13 protein-coding genes are annotated in these 16,280 nt (G+C 36.9%); all 13 read right to left on the bottom strand.

The features are described 5' to 3' along the window. Positions 1-56: 56 nt before the first annotated feature. The 13 genes from DRF65_RS08110 to rpoB all read right to left on the bottom strand — a co-directional run bounded on the left by DRF65_RS08110 (position 57) and on the right by rpoB (position 16,195). Positions 57-1,331, bottom strand: coding sequence for an alkaline phosphatase family protein (locus DRF65_RS08110; protein WP_115970265.1), 1,275 nt, complete (start codon positions 1,329-1,331; stop codon positions 57-59). Between the two features lie 109 nt (positions 1,332-1,440). Further along, the gene (locus DRF65_RS08105; RefSeq protein WP_115970264.1) at positions 1,441-2,277 is read right to left on the bottom strand and encodes a GNAT family N-acetyltransferase; all 837 of its coding nucleotides are present in this window, start codon (positions 2,275-2,277) and stop codon (positions 1,441-1,443) included. A 30-nt stretch (positions 2,278-2,307) separates the two neighbouring features. Further along, positions 2,308-2,703: a cytidine deaminase family protein gene (locus tag DRF65_RS08100; RefSeq protein WP_115970263.1), complete on the bottom strand. Its 396-nt coding sequence runs from the start codon at positions 2,701-2,703 to the stop codon at positions 2,308-2,310. 10 nt (positions 2,704-2,713) lie between these two features. Next, positions 2,714-3,316: a GrpB family protein gene (locus DRF65_RS08095; protein ID WP_115970262.1), complete on the bottom strand. Its 603-nt coding sequence runs from the start codon at positions 3,314-3,316 to the stop codon at positions 2,714-2,716. A gap of 138 nt (positions 3,317-3,454) precedes the next feature. Continuing rightward, entirely contained in the window at positions 3,455-4,201 is a 747-nt protein-coding gene (locus DRF65_RS08090) for a DOMON domain-containing protein (RefSeq protein WP_115970261.1), read from the bottom strand. Beyond that, on the bottom strand, positions 4,198-4,728 hold the full coding sequence (locus DRF65_RS08085; RefSeq protein ID WP_115970260.1) for an ankyrin repeat domain-containing protein: 531 nt from the start codon (positions 4,726-4,728) through the stop codon (positions 4,198-4,200). The genes DRF65_RS08090 and DRF65_RS08085 overlap by 4 nt, the downstream gene beginning before the upstream one ends. Further along, complete coding sequence (locus tag DRF65_RS08080; protein ID WP_115970259.1) at positions 4,725-5,270, bottom strand: YceI family protein; 546 nt, start codon at positions 5,268-5,270, stop codon at positions 4,725-4,727. The genes DRF65_RS08085 and DRF65_RS08080 overlap by 4 nt, the downstream gene beginning before the upstream one ends. 12 nt (positions 5,271-5,282) lie before the next feature. After that, complete coding sequence (locus DRF65_RS08075; RefSeq protein ID WP_228438578.1) at positions 5,283-5,630, bottom strand: hypothetical protein; 348 nt, start codon at positions 5,628-5,630, stop codon at positions 5,283-5,285. A 1-nt stretch (position 5,631) separates the two neighbouring features. After that, positions 5,632-6,474, bottom strand: coding sequence for a DUF5777 family beta-barrel protein (locus DRF65_RS08070; protein ID WP_115970257.1), 843 nt, complete (start codon positions 6,472-6,474; stop codon positions 5,632-5,634). A gap of 127 nt (positions 6,475-6,601) precedes the next feature. Next, the gene (locus DRF65_RS08065; protein WP_115970256.1) at positions 6,602-7,249 is read right to left on the bottom strand and encodes a Crp/Fnr family transcriptional regulator; all 648 of its coding nucleotides are present in this window, start codon (positions 7,247-7,249) and stop codon (positions 6,602-6,604) included. A gap of 338 nt (positions 7,250-7,587) precedes the next feature. Then, the gene (locus tag DRF65_RS08060) at positions 7,588-7,893 is read right to left on the bottom strand and encodes a DUF3467 domain-containing protein (RefSeq protein ID WP_034723398.1); all 306 of its coding nucleotides are present in this window, start codon (positions 7,891-7,893) and stop codon (positions 7,588-7,590) included. A gap of 87 nt (positions 7,894-7,980) precedes the next feature. Beyond that, a complete protein-coding gene (rpoC, locus tag DRF65_RS08055) occupies positions 7,981-12,246 on the bottom strand; it encodes a DNA-directed RNA polymerase subunit beta' (protein ID WP_115970255.1) in 4,266 nt (1,421 codons plus the stop codon). Between the two features lie 127 nt (positions 12,247-12,373). Continuing rightward, positions 12,374-16,195 carry a DNA-directed RNA polymerase subunit beta gene (gene rpoB, locus DRF65_RS08050; protein WP_115970254.1) on the bottom strand — a complete coding sequence of 1,274 codons (3,822 nt, stop codon included), beginning with the start codon at positions 16,193-16,195 and terminating at the stop codon, positions 12,374-12,376. Positions 16,196-16,280 lie beyond the last annotated feature (85 nt).

Below are 16,280 nucleotides of genomic sequence, written 5' to 3'. Positions count from 1 at the left end.
TGTATATCAAGCTCTTACTGAAAACTGAATGGTTACCTCAGCTCATCTTTACTGCTTTATTTTATAATGTTTTTCAGCACTTTTATTTTCCCGTCAATCGGCTGATCAATTGTTAATCCTAAAATTTCAGCTACCAAAGGATAAACATTGATATTGGCAAATTCACCAATTTCCATATTATTTTTGAATTCCGGCCCCCATGCGTAGAAAGTCGCTTTCATTTCAGGAACTGTTTCTGGATTGTACCCATGTTTCCCAACAGATGTTTTCTTTCCTTTTTCCAAAAATATTTTCGGAGCTTTAGGAAGGAGAAGAATCTGTCCTATCCTGCTGTATTTATCATCTCTTGTAGCAAAGTGCAGATATTTTGGTAATTTTTTATCCAAATAAACTTCGTAGTCACCTGTTTTATGAGCTTTTAATTCTTTATAAACAGCTTTTACTTCATCCTGATTTTTAACATATACTCTTAAAAGAGTCTGTGAATTGTAAAAATCAAATCTGTTTTTATCAAAAAGAAGAGCTGGAATTTCCAATGGAGTTCCCCCATCAACCTTAATCATTCCGTGATCGGAAACAAAAATAAAATTAACATTCTTCAATCCAAGATTATCAACTTTCTGAACCAGATCACCTATTGCATGATCAATCAGATGCACAGCTGTTTCTGTTTCTTTTGTGTCAGGACCATAGTGATGTCCGCTTCCATCTACTTCCGGGAAATATAATGAGATAAAATGCGGTCTTTTATCCTCCGGCAGTTTCAGCCAGTCTACCACTTTTTCTACTTTTTCAGACGGAGTAAATTTTTCATGGTAAGGATAATAATAAGTAGGTCTCATTCCGCCTGCATCACTCGCAGAACCTACCCACATTAAGGATGCCGATACCATTCCCTGCTTTTCGGCCAATCCCCAAAGCGGAGTTCCTCCATACCAGCTTCCGTCTTCTGCATTTTTCTTATTGCTCATTGCATAGGTTTCTTTTCTCTTATAATCGTAGAAAAAATTATCTATCAAACCATGATGAGACGGATAAAGCCCCGTAATAAGGCTCCAGTGATTGGGGAAAGTTATACTTGGATAGCTTGGAATCATTGCATCTGCTTTTACCCCATTATGGGAAAGTTTCAGTAGATTTTCAGCATTATATTTTTTAGCATAATCATACCGAAAGCCATCTGTAGAGATCATGATAACATAAGGTTTTGACTGGTTTTCAATACTGTTCTGACGACCTGGCACTACTACCTGAGCAGTATCTGTATTTACCTGCTGAGCAAAAACCGTTAAGGAAATAAACAGCAGTAAAAAAGGTAATCCTCGCTTCATTATTTTAAAATTTTCGGCAAAGTTACATTCTCTACTGCTCCCTGAAAAGTTTAAGAGGTTAAAAGTATATTAAAACCTTTTATTTTTAAATTCAAATGAAAAATATTTATTAAATGCTGCGTTTCATTTCGAACTGCGATAACCAATTCTGCAGCCCTGCTTTTTTATCAAGAAATACAGCGGTTTCTTTGGATGCATCATCTACGTTATTAATAGCAATTGGCTGTCCATCCGCAATAGCAGTAAAAAGTACGGCACCTATCCCCTGTTTTCTGTAGTCTTTATGAACTGCAATCTGATATATTTTCCTGGTTACCGGACTGTAAATAATATATCCTACCAGATTTCCATCGGTATATGCACCCAAAGTTTTAAAGTTTTCCGGCATAGGATCCAGTACATAAACGGCTCCCTGCCATGAAGGTTCTATATCCCAGAAAGAACGTAGCTCCTCCCATTGGATATCCTTCATTTCTTTAATTGTGATCTTAGTATTTTCTGCTGTTGAATTAATATCTCCTTTAAAACAAAGTAATCTTCTGACTATCTTAAAACCTAAGTTTTCATAGGCCCTGATAGCAGCGGCGTTTCCTTCAATCACTTCCAGTAACAGTATATCTGCGTTTCTTTCTTTTAATATAGGAATGATAAAATCATACATTTTTCTCACTAACCCTTTTCCCCTGCTTTCCGGCACTACACCAGTTCCCCCATTGTAAATAATCTTCTGACCCTTCTCCAGTTTTTCTGCCTGAAGAATGAAACTTACTAGTTTTCCTCCTTCAAAAGCTCCTACTGATAGATTCATATCTAATTTTTCTGTCTCAATTTTAGAAACAAGAACTTCTTTGGTTAGATGAAAAGGAACAATATAATCGGAAAAGGAATGATTGAATACTGCTAAAAGCTCTTCTATATTTACATTGGCTAAGGTTTTAAACTCCATGGATCTTTAATTTTATTTTTTATACTACATTTACCATTCTCTGTCAAGATCTTCTTTCCAGTCATAAGGCATTAATTCTTTTAAAGTCGCGAAAACACCATTTTTTACTTCTATGATAGCGTTAAGATTTTCTTTGGACAGCTGGCTCATCAATTCTCGGCAACGTCCACAGGGCGGAACTGCATTCCCATCATTTCCTACAGCTACTACAGCTTTGATATAGTGTTCTCCATTCTTCAGCATTTCCGCTACGGCACTATGTTCAGCACAAAAGCCCATAGAACAGGCCGTATCAATACTGATTCCTGTATAAATATTACCATCTGCTGTTTCAATAGCTGCAGCCACTCCTCCATATTCTATAAAGTCATTCAGCGTTTTGGATTTAGCAAACTGTCTGGCTATTTCTTTTAAATCTTTTTTCATTGGGTCGCTGTTAAAGTTTTTGATTATGTAAATACCATTGAATAGCTTTCTGTTCTGCTCTTTTTATAAAAGGATCTTTTCCTTCGTTATAATCATTACCATCAAACCATTCCATTGTACTGAGCTGCTCTTTTAGCTGCTGATATTCATTCTTCACTTCAGGATGGGAACGAAGGTAATCACGGAAGGCAATATGGCGGAGCCAGTGTTCTGATGATACAGGAATTGTATGAATATGAGCGATACGGAGATGATGATTGTGGAGGTCTTCAGGAATTTCTTCTCCTGTATGAATAATCTCTGGAAATCCCAGGTTTGGAGGCTGATCTGTCAGTTTAATAAAAAAACGGCGATAAGGCATATCTTCGTTATATTTTTCATAGTAGACATAATCTTTTCCCTGTAATAAAAGCGGAATTTGATCCAGTTCTGATTCATCTTTTACCCCAATCATAATATCGATAATAGGTTTAGCAGACAAACCTTCTACAGAAGTACTTCCGATATGTTCTATTTTGGGATGTAAAAAGCCTATACTTTCTTTCAGTTCATTTTTAATGGTTTTAAACTGAATTTTCCAGGATGGATTGTATTCTTCAAAAGTAATTTTCATGACAGGCGCTTACTACACAAATATATAAAAAAAACAATCATAAACCCTTGAATAATGAGCCCCAGAGCCTATTTTCAGCAAACAAAAAAACATCTCTGTTTTTCGGAGATGTTTTTGAAAATATTTGGATGTGTTTTTTTATTCTTTAATCAGTTTTTCGTACGATAGGCTACCATCTTTCAATCTGATTTCAAAATAATAAGTTCCTGACTTAAGATCATTTACTCTGATACTTTCTTTTTCAGAGGCCACAGATTTCACTTTTCTTCCTGTGGCTTCGTAAATTTCAATTGATTTTATTTTGTCAAAATTCTTGAAATTAACCGTTTCTTTAGCCGGATTAGGATAAATTAAGACTTTTTTACTTTCAGTAGCAGCAACTTCATTTGTTGATAGCGTACTGGAAGCCATTGTTAAAGTTGCATAGTCTCTTCCTACATCATGATACCCTAAAGTAGTACCGGTCTTACGTGCATAAAAGATATTGATTGTTCCCGCTGCATTTGCAATTGCAAAATCACCAGCACTACCAGAAAGACTTCTTGTTGCCACAATAGTTCTTGTACTTCCGGATACTGTATTTGATGTTTCCGTCCAATCTTGGCTGGTATCTGGATTAGGCATCGTCTTTCCTATAAATGTATAATCCCTGTTAGTAGAAGCATTATAGATAAATCCATCAGATCCTGAAGCCATACCTATAGTTCCAAATCCTATGCCCAGCATGGAATTACTATCCCCGGTTAATGTAAGGGTTACCCCTGTAGGAGTTGTATCTAATTTTACCGTCATACTAGTAGCCGAAAGGGCTACCGTTCCTGAGGAAAACTGTGCCCATGCAAAATTCGCGATGAGTAATCCTAATGTAAATAAAGTTTTTTTCATTTGTTGTTTTTTAAGATGTTAATAATGTCTTCTTTATGTGTTTGTAATGCATATTCAAAAGGAGTCATTCCCATTGAATCTTTTATGGATTTATCTGCTTTATATTGAAGTAAGAGCTCTATCAGTTCTTTATTCCCAAATTTCACTGCCCAAAAGAGAGGTGTAGCACCTGTGCCATCTGCAATATTTGGATCTGCCTTTTTCTTTAATAAATCTTCTACCAGCTTTTTGTTATATTTTACTGAGAGGCCGGCAAGGGCTGTTCCTTCTTTGCTTTTATAATTTACATCCTTTACATGATCTATCAGAAATTCTGCTACTTCTATATTTCCTCTATAGCAAGCTAAAATAAGGGGTGAAAAGCCTCCATCATTGGTTTGATTGATGATATCCGGATTGGTTTTCATCAGTTCTTTTACTTCAGAAACGGTTCCGCTTCTGGCAATATCAAATATCGATTTTGTTTTTTCCTGAGCCAGCAATAAGGAGCCCAGAAACATGCATAGTGCTACAATAAGGGTTCTCATGATTTTATCAGGATATAGTTGTACTCAACATTTATATTTTCAGCAATCTTTTTAGTAACCATTTTAGGGATTGTCACTTTATAATCGGCTGGTTTTACTACAAAACGTCCCTGCAAATAAACTTTCCCGTCTTTCAGATAAATTGTAGCAGCAGAGGCTACAGTTTTATCTACTCCATGAAAGTTCATGGTTCCCTGGATAGTATATTTCTGTGGACTGGCAGTCAGTTTGGATTTATCAAAAGCTACAATTTTCCCTTTAAATGTTGCTTTTGGATACTTGGCTGATTCCGCATAGCTTTCATTGAAGTGTTCTTCCATCAGTTTTGTTTTAAAATGAAAGTTTTTCACTGCAGAAACGGATGCCATTTCTCCTGTGTCGGCATTAAGAATAACAAGGTTATTGTCATCCTGAGCATAAATATCGTCAAACAGAGGTACTGATGCTTCAAATGTTACTTTACCTGTTTTGGAACTGTATTTCTGAGCGGAAGCGTAACCGGTAAAAAGCAAAAATACGCTAAGAAGTGTTAGTTTTTTCATATCAAATCTTTTTTAGTTTTCAGTTAAACCATCAGCTTTCCATTTAATGAAAGTATTGATCTGTGTAGTGGATAATGATCCTCCTTTCGGCATTTTTTCCTGATCTCCGTTTGCTCTTTGAATTCGGTTCAGGATACCATCTATATTATTTTTTACCTGGTCATAAGTAGCCAAAGGTTTAAAACTTGTTGCAGAATGGCACCCTATACAATTATTATCCATAATCGGCTTTATATCTGTTGTATATTTTACAGGCAATATGATGGGAGTATTTTCTGAAATCTCCTCATAGGTTCTGCTTTCACAGGCAATAATAATTGCTGCAAATGATATGGTCAGTAGGTATATTAACTTTTTCATATTAAAAAACTCTATAAAGATTAAACCCAAAGAAAATATTTCCTTTTCCCCAATTTCCGGATGCATTGGTAAGATATCCGATATCTGAATTGATTTGGGAGTTTGTAAATAAAAGCTGGAAAACATGTCCTCCGGTTTCTATATCCACTCCTAATGATAATGGATTCTTATAAAAACTGTGATTATCGAAATTCACAAAATATTCTGCATTTACAGAAATTCTTTTTGAAATTTTATAACGCCCGCCTAACCCTGCTAAAAACTGATTTTTATCTTCATTAGTGGGCTCGTAAAGGTTTTTATGTACGTATGAAGGAGTAAGCTGTAACGAAAACTTATCACTGAATCTTCTGGAAATCAAAGCTTGGGTAAGATAAGACATCCTGTCACTGAATCTAAGGTGTGGATAGTTATCTTTATCAAGATTTGTATTGACCCCCATTACATTATACCCAACAATATCTACCGGAAAGCTCTCATTTTGCCTCAGCAATCTGTATTTTACGCCGCCCTCAAAGGTTTTCATATTTGTTTCTCTGGACAGGCTTAAGGATATATCATCTGTAACTCCATAGATTGCCCCTAATTTAGTGGAAGCATTATCCAGTCCGAAAAAATTTTTAAACCCATCACTTATATTACCAAACCGGTGTGCAACAACCATATACCATTCTTTTTTGGCTACAAGTTTAGTAGATTGCCCGGTCACAATCTGCAGTGCCTTGAAAGCAGGTTGTGAGGTATCAGTATTGGTTTTGAGAGTATCGATATCCTTCAGCAGATCTTCCTGTGCAAAGGCAAAAACTGATGATAATACCGACAAAAATAAGAGAGCCTTCGTCATATTATGATTTATATTAAATTATGATATAACAAATCTATCGTGTTATCAATTCAAAAACATGTGATAAAAGCCACCAAGAAAATAGTTTTTATCAATCATAAATTAAGAAATTATAAGACAATATAAATTAAACCAATCTAAAATTTTGATCTTCAACTACTTTAATCCCTTCCTTTGTTTGTAGGATATCTCCATCGCTTTCAATTTTTTTCAAAACCCTACTTACTACTTCTCTGGAAGTACCAAGATTATTGGCAATTTCTCTGTGGGTAATTTTGATAGGGTCCTGCCCGGTAATGGAAATCTGTTGTTTGATATAATTAAGAACTCTTTTATCCAGACGATGAAATACAGCATCATTTACCATACTCATAACTTCTGAAAATCGTTTGTCATACTCACGGTAAAACAATTTATTGATCTCTGGAAATTTCAACAGCCAATGATGCATGATGGAAACGGGAACCAGCAATGCTTCGGAATCTTCTTCAGCAACTGCGTATACCCTGCTTATATAATCTGTAAAAATAGAAGAAAAGGTCATCAGACAGCTATCATTTTCCTTGATATAATAGTAGATCAGCTCTCTGCCGTCATTGAGTGTAAAAACTTTTATAGACCCTTTGATCAAAAAGGGTACATATTTATTTTTCTGCCCTTCTCTTACTATTTCGGTCTTTGATTTTATATCTGTTAAAACAGCATGTTTCTGAAACTCATCCAGAAAATCGTTTCCCAAAAATCCGAATTTTTGAATAATAAATTGATTGTCCATATCCTTTCGTCAATATTTTGAAACAAATATATAAAATAGGATCAACGATTCATTAAAAATAAATTTCTTTCATTATTAATAAACAAACTCCATCTTAAAGCCTATTTAAATAAATATTTACCATAAAATAATACACCTCATTAACAATCTGAAATAAAAAAAATTGTCCCATAAATGAAACAATTTTTATCAGAATCTATATTTCAGACCAGAATCTGTACTTCAGGTTCAAATCATAAAAGAAATAAGATGTATGATCAGCCAATTCGTAAGTGAAAAGCTGAATAAAAAATACCCCGGTAAAACCGGGGCATTCTTATTTTATTGTAAAAGAAATCTTACGCTTGCACGTTGTTTCCACCTAATACGAAAGGCTCAACTTCTTTAATTTCTCCGAACTGCTGCTCGTAATTAGCGATGTTCTGCTGAAGAGCGCTTAATACTCTTTTAGCATGAAGTGGAGCAAGAATGATTCTTGATCTTACTTTAGCTTGCTGAACACCTGGCATCAACTGAATAAAGTCTACTACAAATTCTGATGGAGAGTGGTTTACCAATGCTAAGTTAGCATAAACTCCAGCAGCTACCATTTCGTTTAATTCGATGTTGATGTTTCCGTCTTGTGGATTTTGATTGTTGTCCATTGTTATAAATTATGTTTTTAAAATTCGAAATTTGAGATTGTGAAAATATAAAAATAATTTCAAATCCCAAATTTCAAATCATTAATTTTAGTTAAGGTCTTCGAATTCTTTCTTAGAACCTACGATAACATTCTGATACTCTTTAAGACCTGTACCTGCAGGAATTCTGTGACCTACAATTACATTTTCTTTAAGACCTCCAAGGTTGTCTACTTTACCAGCAACTGCTGCTTCGTTAAGAACCTTAGTTGTTTCCTGGAATGAAGCTGCAGACATGAAAGATTTCGTTTGAAGAGCTGCTCTTGTAATACCTTGTAGTACAGGAGTTGCTGTAGCAGGAAGAGCTTCTCTTACTTCTACCAAGCTTTGGTCTTCACGTCTCAGTTTAGAGTTTTCATCTCTTAATTCTCTTGCAGTAATCATCTGACCTGGTTTGAATTCTTTAGAATCACCAGCTTCTACTACTACTTTAAGACCGAATACTCTGTTGTTTTCTTCCAGGAAGTCATACTTATGTTCAAGAGCTGCTTCAAGGAATTGAGTATCACCTCCATCCACGATAGATACTTTTGTCATCATCTGTCTTACGATGATTTCAAAGTGCTTGTCGTCGATTTTTACCCCCTGTAGACGGTAAACTTCCTGAATTTCATTTACTAAGTATTCCTGAACGGCTGTTGGGCCTTTAATTCTTAAGATATCGTCCGGAGTGATTGAACCGTCAGAAAGTGGCGAACCAGCTCTTACGAAGTCATTCTCCTGTACTAAGATCTGGTTAGATAATTTAACTAAATAAATTTTTCTTTCTCCAGTTTTAGCCTCAACGATCAATTCACGGTTACCTCTCTTAATTTTTCCGTAAGAAACTACCCCGTCGATTTCAGTAACAACCGCTGGGTTTGAAGGGTTTCTTGCTTCGAATAATTCGGTAACTCTTGGAAGACCTCCGGTGATATCCCCTGCTTTTGCAGATTTTCTTGGGATTTTGATTAAGACTTTACCAGCCTTAATTTTCTCACCATCGTTTACCATTAAGTGGGCTCCTACCGGTAAGTTGTATGCTTTCTGCTCAACTCCTTTAGAATCTACCACCTTCAGGGTAGGTACGGCTTTCTTATTTCTAGATTCAGAGATTACTTTCTCTTCAAATCCTGTCTGTTCGTCAATTTCAAGTTGGAATGAAATACCCTGGATAATATCCTCGTATTCTACCTTACCTGAAGTTTCAGCAATGATTACCGCGTTATACGGATCCCATCTACAGATAACATCGTCTTTCTTCACTTTATCACCTGGTTTTACAGATAATATAGATCCGTAAGGTACGTTAGCAACCATTAACGGAGTTCTAGACTCGTTATCAGCTACTAATCTGAATTCTGTTGAACGTGAAACCACAACCTCAGCTGTATTACCGTTTTCATCTTCAGAAGTAATTGTTCTTACCTCATCCATTTCTACGATACCATCTCTTCTTGCAACGATTGATGGGTTTTCTGATACGTTTCCTGCAGTACCCCCTTGGTGGAAGGTTCTCAACGTAAGCTGAGTACCTGGCTCCCCAATTGACTGTGCTGCAATTACACCTACCGCTTCACCCATGTGAATCATCTTACCTGTAGCTAAGTTTCTACCGTAACATTTCGCACAGATACCTTTCTTAGCCTCACAAGTTAATGGAGAACGAACCTCAACAGCTTCTAATCCAGCTGCTTCAATTCTTTTAGCTAATACTTCATTAATTACCTGATCAGCTTCAGCGATTAACTCATCACTTTCAGGATCATAGATATTATGTAAAGAAACTCTACCTAAGATTCTTTCGGAGATCTTTTCAACGATCTCGTCATTTTTCTTAAGTGCAGTAACTTCTGTACCTCTTAGAGTTCCACAGTCATCTTCTGTAACGATAACGTCCTGTGCAACGTCTACCAATCTTCTGGTTAGGTAACCAGCATCGGCAGTTTTAAGAGCGGTATCCGCAAGACCTTTACGGGCACCGTGGGTAGAGATAAAGTATTCTAAGATGGAAAGACCTTCTTTAAAGTTTGCAAGAATCGGGTTTTCGATGATCTCCGCACCGGTAGAACCAGCTTTTTGCGGTTTCGCCATCAAACCTCTCATCCCTGATAACTGACGGATCTGTTCCTTAGAACCCCTCGCTCCAGAGTCAAGCATCATATATACAGAGTTGAAACCACCTTGGTCAGTTTTCATTCTGCTCATGATCATTTCAGTTAATCCTGCGTTGGTGTTTGTCCAAACGTCGATTACCTGATTATAACGTTCTGTATCGGTAATTAGACCCATGTTATAGTTAGCTCTAATTTCGTCTACAGTTTCAATTGAAGAAGCAATCATTTGCTTTTTCTCAACAGGAACTACAATATCCCCTAATGAGAACGATAGACCTCCTTTGAATGCGTTTGAATAACCTAAGTCTTTCATTGCATCCAAGAACTTCACAGTTGTAGGGAAATCCGTATCAGCAAGAATTTTACCAATAACGTTTCTCAATGATTTCTTCGTAAGAAGTTCATTAATATATCCTGACTCTTTCGGTACAATCTGGTTGAATAAGATTCTACCTACAGAAGTTTCGATCAATCTTGTTACGATTACACCGTCTTCTTTAATTGGTAGTCTACATCTTACTTTAGCATTTAATGAAACTCTACCTTCTGCATAAGCGATTTCCGCTTCCTCAGGAGAATAGAATGCAAGACCTTCACCTTTCACTTTCATATCTTCTGTAGAGCTCAATTCTTTAGTCATGAAATAAAGACCAAGAACCATGTCCTGAGAAGGTACCGTAATTGGAGAACCGTTTGCAGGGTTCAAGATATTCTGAGAACCTAACATCAATAACTGAGCTTCAAGGATCGCTTCTGGTCCTAACGGCAAGTGTACTGCCATCTGGTCACCATCGAAATCGGCGTTGAAGGCCGTAGTTACTAACGGGTGTAGCTGGATTGCCTTACCTTCGATCATCTTAGGTTGGAAAGCCTGAATACCCAGTCTGTGAAGCGTAGGTGCTCTGTTCAGTAGAACAGGGTGACCTTTCATCACGTTTTCAAGGATATCATAAACTACTGGTTCTTTTCTGTCAATAATTCTCTTCGCAGATTTAACTGTTTTTACAATTCCTCTTTCAATTAGTTTTCTAATGATGAATGGTTTGTAAAGTTCAGCTGCCATATCTTTAGGAATACCACACTCGTGAAGCTGTAAGTTTGGACCTACAACAATTACCGAACGTGCAGAGTAGTCAACCCTTTTCCCTAGTAAGTTCTGACGGAAACGACCTTGCTTACCTTTCAATGAATCAGAAAGTGATTTCAATGGTCTGTTTGATTCAGATTTTACTGCTGAAGATTTTCTTGTGTTATCGAATAATGAATCTACAGATTCCTGAAGCATACGCTTCTCGTTTCTTAAGATTACTTCAGGAGCTTTGATCTCCAATAATCTCTTCAAACGGTTATTTCTGATAATTACTCTTCTATAAAGGTCATTCAAGTCAGAAGTTGCGAAACGTCCTCCATCCAATGGAACCAATGGTCTTAGTTCTGGTGGGATAACTGGAAGTACACGCATGATCATCCACTCTGGTCTGTTGATCATTCTTGTATTAGCACCTCTCAATGCTTCTACAACGTTCAATCTTTTCAGAGCTTCAGTTCTTCTTTGCTTAGAACCTTCGTTGTGAGCTTTATGTCTTAAGTCAAAAGACAATGAATCAAGATCGATTCTTTTTAATAATTCCTCAACAGCTTCAGCACCCATTTTAGCGATGAATTTGTTTGGATCAGAATCGTCAAGATATTGGTTTTCTACAGGAAGAGTTTCCATGATGTCAAGGTACTCTTCTTCTGTAAGGAATTCCATATTTTCAAAATCAGAACCGTCTAATTTCTTAGCAATACCTTGCTGAATCACTACATATCTTTCGTAGTAGATGATCATATCTAATTTCTTAGAAGGAATTCCAAGAAGGTATCCGATTTTGTTTGGTAATGAACGGAAATACCAGATGTGTGCAATTGGAACTACAAGGTTGATGTGCCCGATTCTCTCTCTTCTTACTTTTTTCTCAGTAACTTCTACTCCACAACGGTCACAAACGATCCCTTTGTAACGAATTCTCTTGTATTTACCACAAGCACATTCGTAATCCTTTACAGGACCAAAGATTTTCTCACAGAATAGCCCGTCTCTTTCAGGCTTGTGAGTTCTGTAGTTAATAGTTTCCGGCTTTAAAACCTCCCCTCTTGAGTCTTGTAAAATAGACTCCGGTGAAGCTAAACCGATGGTTATTTTATTAAATCTACTTGATTTATTTTTATTTGACATTTTTTTTAAATTTGAGATTTGACATTTGAAATTTGAGATTTATAATCCCTAAAAAATTTATTTTGAATTTTTGTTTGAAATCTGCGTACAGAATTTCAAATTTCAAATAAATAATTTCAAATGGAACTTATTCCTCAAGTCTTACGTCTAATCCAAGACCTTGTAACTCATGAAGTAATACATTGAATGATTCCGGAATACCTGGTTCAGGCATAGATTCACCTTTTGCAATTGCTTCATAAGTTTTTGCTCTACCAATCACGTCATCCGACTTCACAGTAAGGATCTCTCTAAGGATGTTGGATGCACCGAATGCTTCAAGTGCCCAAACCTCCATCTCTCCGAATCTCTGACCCCCGAACTGAGCTTTACCTCCTAACGGCTGCTGAGTAATCAATGAGTAAGGACCGATAGAACGTGCGTGCATCTTATCATCAACCATGTGTCCTAGTTTCAACATGTAAATGATACCTACTGTTGCAGCCTGAGTAAATCTTTCTCCGGTACCACCATCATAAAGGTAAGTGTGTCCGAATTTAGGAAGTCCTGCTTTCTCTGTATATTCAGTAATCTGATCTAGAGTTGCTCCATCAAAGATTGGCGTAGCGAACTTCATTCCCAGCTTCTGACCAGCCCATCCAAGAACTGTTTCATAGATCTGTCCGATGTTCATACGGGAAGGTACCCCTAGTGGATTCAATACGATATCTACAGGTGTTCCGTCTTCAAGGAATGGCATATCTTCTTCACGAACGATTCTTGAAACGATACCTTTGTTACCGTGACGTCCTGCCATTTTATCCCCTACATTCAGTTTACGTTTCTTAGCGATGTAAACTTTAGCCAACTTCATGATCCCTGCTGGAAGCTCATCTCCGATTGAAATTGCAAATTTCTCACGGTTTTTAACCCCTTGGATATCGTTATATTTGATTTTGTAATTGTGAATCAATTGTTTGATCAATTCATTCTTGTCAGCGTCTACTGTCCAGTCTGCACCACTAACGTTTACATAATCTTCAACTGAAGTTAATAATTTGTGAGTAAACTTCACCCCTTTACCGATGATTTCTTCGTCAAGGTCATTTTGTACCCCTTGAGAAGTTTTACCGCTTACCAGTGTATTTAATTTTTCAATTAAAGTATTTCTTAACTCATCAAATTTAGCCTTGTAAGTGTTTTCAATTTCTTCAAGTCTAAGCTTTTCTTCAGTTCTCTTCTTTTTGTCTTTGATGTTTCTTGAGAACAATTTCTTGTTGATAACAACCCCTCTTAATGAAGAGTCAGCTTTTAATGATGCATCTTTTACATCACCAGCTTTATCACCGAAGATTGCTCTAAGAAGTTTTTCTTCAGGAGTCGGGTCAGATTCACCTTTTGGAGTAATTTTACCAATCATGATATCTCCAGGCTTCACTTCAGCACCGATTCTGATCATACCGTTCTCGTCAAGATCTTTAGTAGCTTCTTCAGAAACGTTTGGAATATCTGCTGTCAGTTCTTCCATACCTAATTTAGTATCACGAACCTCCAGTGAATATTCATCTACGTGGATTGAAGTAAACCAGTCTTCACGTACAACTTTTTCGTTGATTACGATTGCATCCTCAAAGTTGTATCCTTTCCAAGGCATGAACGCTACCACTAAGTTTCTACCAAGAGCCAATTCTCCTTTTTCAGTAGCATAACCGTCACAAAGTACTTGTCCTTTCTCTACTACATCACCTACTCTTACGTTTGGTCTTAGTGTGATTGTTGTACTCTGGTTAGTTTTTCTAAACTTAGTAAGTTTATATGTTTTAGTAGCAGACTCGAATTGTACTAAATCTTCGTCTTCACTTCTTTCATACTTAATAACGATTCTGTCAGCATCTACATACTCTACAGTACCTGTACCTTCAGCGTTAATTAAGATTCTTGAATCTCTTGCAACTTGCTGCTCAAGCCCTGTACCAACAACTGGAGCCTGTGGCTTCAATAGAGGAACGGCCTGACGCATCATGTTAGATCCCATCAATGCACGGTTCGCATCATCATGCTCCAGGAATGGAATTAATGAAGCGGAAATACCAGAGATCTGGTTTGGTGCAACGTCGATAAGGTTAACCTGAGCTGGTTCAACTACAGGGTAGTCACCATCTAGTCTTGCAATAATTCTGTCTGTTAAGAAGTCTCCGTTATCGCTCAATTCAACGTTTGCCTGAGCAATTACTTTATCTTCTTCGTCTTCAGCATTAAGATAAATAGGATCAGCATTAAGATTAATCTTACTGTCTTCTACTTTTCTATATGGAGTTTCTATGAATCCAAGTCTGTTGATTTTAGCATAGATCCCTAGAGATGAAATCAATCCAATGTTTGGTCCTTCCGGAGTTTCAATCGGACAAATTCTTCCGTAGTGAGTATGGTGAACGTCACGAACCTCGAAACCTGCTCTTTCTCTTGATAAACCACCAGGCCCTAGTGCAGATAATCTTCTCTTGTGAGTGATCTCTGATAGAGGGTTGGTCTGGTCCATAAACTGAGATAGCTGGTTGGTACCGAAGAACGAGTTAATTACAGATGTTAAAGTCTTCGCGTTAACAAGGTCAAGCGGAGTAAAGATTTCGTTATCTCTAACGTTCATTCTCTCCTTGATTGTTCTTGCAATTCTTGAAAGACCTACTCCGAACTGTCCTGCTAATTGCTCACCAACAGTTTTAATTCTTCTGTTTGATAAGTGGTCAATATCATCAACATCTGTTTTTGAGTTTACTAGCTCAATTAAGTGTCTTACAATCGCAATGATATCTTCTTTAGTAAGAACTTCAGTTGTAGTCGGGATGTTCAGACTTAATTTTTTATTCAATCTGTAACGTCCTACTTCACCTAAAGAGTATCTCTGCTCAGAGAAGAATAATTTTTCAATGATTCCTCTTGCTGTTTCCTCATCTGGTGGATCTGCGTTTCTTAACTGACGATAAATATACTCTACTGCTTCTTTCTCAGAGTTCGTAGGGTCTTTTTGTAATGTATTCTGGATGATAGAGAATTCATTGCTGTTTTCTTTGTGAATCAGGATAGATTTCACACCAGCATCCAGGATAAGATCTAAGTGTTCTTTTTCAAGGATAGTTTCTCTATCTAAGATGATTTCGTTTCTTTCGATAGAAACTACTTCACCTGTATCTTCGTCTACGAAGTCTTCGAACCAAGTGTTCAATACTCTCGCAGCCAATGTTCTCCCTTCCACTTTTTTAAGGGCAGCTTTAGAAACTTTCACTTCTTCAGCAAGGTCGAAGATCTGAAGGATATCCTTATCAGATTCGTAACCGATAGCTCTTAATAAAGTTGTTAATGGTAACTTTTTCTTACGGTCGATATACGCGTACATTACGCTATTGATATCGGTTGTAAATTCCATCCAAGATCCTTTGAAAGGGATAATTCTTGAATAGTAAAGTTTGGTTCCGTTTGCGTGGTAAGTCTGTCCGAAGAATACACCAGGTGAACGGTGAAGCTGCGTAACGATAACTCTTTCAGCACCATTGATGATAAAAGATCCACTTGGTGTCATGTAAGGAACCGGACCTAAATATACATCCTGAACCACTGTTTGGAAATCTTCATGTTCCGGGTCAGTACAGTACAGTTTAAGTCTTGCTTTTAGAGGAACTGAATAAGTAAGTCCTCTTTCCACACACTCATCAATTGAATAACGTGGGGAATCTACCAGATAGTCTAAGAATTCTAATACGAATTGGTTTCTTGAATCCGTAATTGGGAAATTCTCCTGGAAAGTCTTGTAAAGGGCTTCCATCTTTCTGGCTTCAGGAAGTGTATCAAGCTGGAAAAATTCTCTGAAAGACTCGATTTGGATATCCAAGAAGTCTGGAGTGATGATTTTTCCTTTCGCTGATGAGAAATTAATTCTCGGATTTCCTTGAGTTGTTGATTTTGTTTTACTCATAAAACTTTTAAGAAAGGGTTAAAAAATATTTTGATTCATTTAAAAATATCAGGATAGAAAGAAGAAAAGAGAGAAAAGATAAAAG

The sequence above is a fragment of the Chryseobacterium pennae genome, assembly GCF_003385515.1.
GTDB classification, from domain to species: Bacteria; Bacteroidota; Bacteroidia; order Flavobacteriales; family Weeksellaceae; genus Chryseobacterium; species Chryseobacterium pennae.
This window is presented reverse-complemented; position numbering and strand designations above follow the sequence as displayed.

Coding starts and splice junctions, on each gene's coding strand:
- DRF65_RS08110 (WP_115970265.1), bottom strand. CDS start 1,331: ATGAAGCGAGGATTACCTTTTTTACTGCTGTTTATTTCCTTAACGGTT.
- DRF65_RS08105 (WP_115970264.1), bottom strand. CDS start 2,277: ATGGAGTTTAAAACCTTAGCCAATGTAAATATAGAAGAGCTTTTAGCA.
- DRF65_RS08100 (WP_115970263.1), bottom strand. CDS start 2,703: ATGAAAAAAGATTTAAAAGAAATAGCCAGACAGTTTGCTAAATCCAAA.
- DRF65_RS08095 (WP_115970262.1), bottom strand. CDS start 3,316: ATGAAAATTACTTTTGAAGAATACAATCCATCCTGGAAAATTCAGTTT.
- DRF65_RS08090 (WP_115970261.1), bottom strand. CDS start 4,201: ATGAAAAAAACTTTATTTACATTAGGATTACTCATCGCGAATTTTGCA.
- DRF65_RS08085 (WP_115970260.1), bottom strand. CDS start 4,728: ATGAGAACCCTTATTGTAGCACTATGCATGTTTCTGGGCTCCTTATTG.
- DRF65_RS08080 (WP_115970259.1), bottom strand. CDS start 5,270: ATGAAAAAACTAACACTTCTTAGCGTATTTTTGCTTTTTACCGGTTAC.
- DRF65_RS08075 (WP_228438578.1), bottom strand. CDS start 5,630: ATGAAAAAGTTAATATACCTACTGACCATATCATTTGCAGCAATTATT.
- DRF65_RS08070 (WP_115970257.1), bottom strand. CDS start 6,474: ATGACGAAGGCTCTCTTATTTTTGTCGGTATTATCATCAGTTTTTGCC.
- DRF65_RS08065 (WP_115970256.1), bottom strand. CDS start 7,249: ATGGACAATCAATTTATTATTCAAAAATTCGGATTTTTGGGAAACGAT.
- DRF65_RS08060 (WP_034723398.1), bottom strand. CDS start 7,893: ATGGACAACAATCAAAATCCACAAGACGGAAACATCAACATCGAATTA.
- rpoC (WP_115970255.1), bottom strand. CDS start 12,246: ATGTCAAATAAAAATAAATCAAGTAGATTTAATAAAATAACCATCGGT.
- rpoB (WP_115970254.1), bottom strand. CDS start 16,195: ATGAGTAAAACAAAATCAACAACTCAAGGAAATCCGAGAATTAATTTC.